We start from the raw sequence: 1,685 nt of genomic DNA, 5'->3' as shown, positions 1-1,685 counted from the left end.
TTAGCAATTTTAGCACTACTGCAGGAAAAATTTGCAGGCGAGCGAAAAGACGGTTTAACGCAGCTTGCGGCCTTCATAGGCTTAAACGCCGCGACCATTGAAGAAGCGACCGAAGTCGTAGGGAATCTTACCGCCGACAAGGTTAGCAAATTCGTTAAGGACTACCGAAGCCGAACCGACGCGGAGATAGCCAAGGCAAACAAGACCCACGAAGAAGGCCTTAGACGTAAGTACGACTTCAAGGAGAAGGAACAGCCCGGCGGCGAACCTCAGCCCGGACAGCAGACACCACCGGCCCCGGCGGGAGCATTGACAGCCGAGCAGATACGCGAAATTATCCGCGAGGAAAACAAGGCAATACGCGAAGGCTACGACAGCCTACGTGCCGAGAAAACCACAGCCACCCGCCGTGAACAATTTGTAGCGAAGTTGGAAGCCGCCAAGATTGAGGGCAAGCAGCGCGAAATGATGCTGCGCAGCTTCGACCGCGTAGCCCCCACCTTCAAGGACGACGACGACTTTAACGGGTACTTAAACGAAGTGCAGGCCGACCTCGACGGCATTGCACAGGAGCAAAGCGACAAAGGACTGCAAGGCCACGATAAGCCCCTCTTTGGAGCCGTGACTAAAGAAGGTATTAGCCAAGGCGTAGCAGACTACATCGCTTCGCAGAGTGACAACAACCCGACCCTTACAGGGAAGGAAATTTAACAACCCCCTAAACCGACAACGAAAATGGGATTTATGCGATACACACGCAAACAGGACGAGCGAACCGCCCACGCCTGTACGCACAACCTCGCCGACGTTCCCAACGGTGTAACCGTTAGCGTCGCCGACCTTATCCCCGGCGTTCCCCTTCGTGAAGGTTCCGTTATTTCCCCCGACGAAGCGGGTATTTACCACCTCGTCAAGACGGCAGAAGTAACGGAAGCCGCCACAAGCACCGCCACCGCCTACAAGGTAGCCAAGGGGCACCACTTCAAAGTAGGCGACTTCGTGATGTTCAAGACGGGCGCGAAGTCATACGCTATTACAGCCATTGACACCACCGCCAAGACCCACGACACCGTAACCGTAGGAACAACCCTCGGCGCGGCTATTCCCGTCGGTGGAGTGCTTACCCAGGCCAAAGAAGAAAGCGCAACCGTTTCGGCGTTCAAATACGCCCCCTTCGCTTGCGTCGGCGACTCTTACCCGGTGGAAGCACTTACTAACACCCCCGTCCCGGCCGTAACCTTCGGGCAGTTCAAAACCGCGCTTTGCCCCCCGATTAGCGACGCGATTAAAGCCGCCCTTCCTACAATTAAATTCATCTAACCAACAAGCCACAACAATAAGTTATGATACCTACTTTAATGCAGGGGCTTAACGAACAGGATATGGCGGGCGTAGTCAAGACCTACGACCTTAAACCCTTCTACTATCCTACACTTTTCCCGTTGAAGGAGAATTACTCCCTAACGTGGAAGGCGTTGGAAACGCGAATAGGGCTTAAAATTGCTGCCGACCTCGTAGCCCGTGGCGCAACCATTGACAAAAAGACCCGCGAGGCAATAGCCCGTATTCAGGGCGACATCCCCAAAATTGCCATTAAGCGCACCAAGAACGAGGAAGAACTCGACGACTACGAACTTATGATAGCCCGCACGTCGAAGAACCCCGACCTTCGCGCACTTGTGAAG

At 54.4% G+C, this 1,685-nt stretch carries 2 protein-coding genes and 1 pseudogene; all 3 read left to right on the top strand.

All coding sequences use genetic code 11. The annotated features are described in order from the left end of the window. A partial coding sequence (locus C5O24_RS14185) for a hypothetical protein (protein ID WP_107681960.1) occupies positions 1-711 on the top strand: 711 nt, incomplete at its 5' end. A 24-nt stretch (positions 712-735) separates the two neighbouring features. Further along, a complete protein-coding gene (locus tag C5O24_RS13155; RefSeq protein WP_240605021.1) occupies positions 736-1,320 on the top strand; it encodes a hypothetical protein in 585 nt (194 codons plus the stop codon). Between the two features lie 23 nt (positions 1,321-1,343). Next, positions 1,344-1,685 (top strand): annotated as a pseudogene (locus C5O24_RS13150) (major capsid protein); the annotation flags it as partial.

It is taken from the genome of Paramuribaculum intestinale (genome assembly GCF_003024925.1).
Classification (GTDB): Bacteria; Bacteroidota; Bacteroidia; order Bacteroidales; family Muribaculaceae; genus Paramuribaculum; species Paramuribaculum intestinale.
Note: the sequence above shows the minus strand (reverse complement) of the source record. Positions and strands in the feature narration are given on the sequence as shown.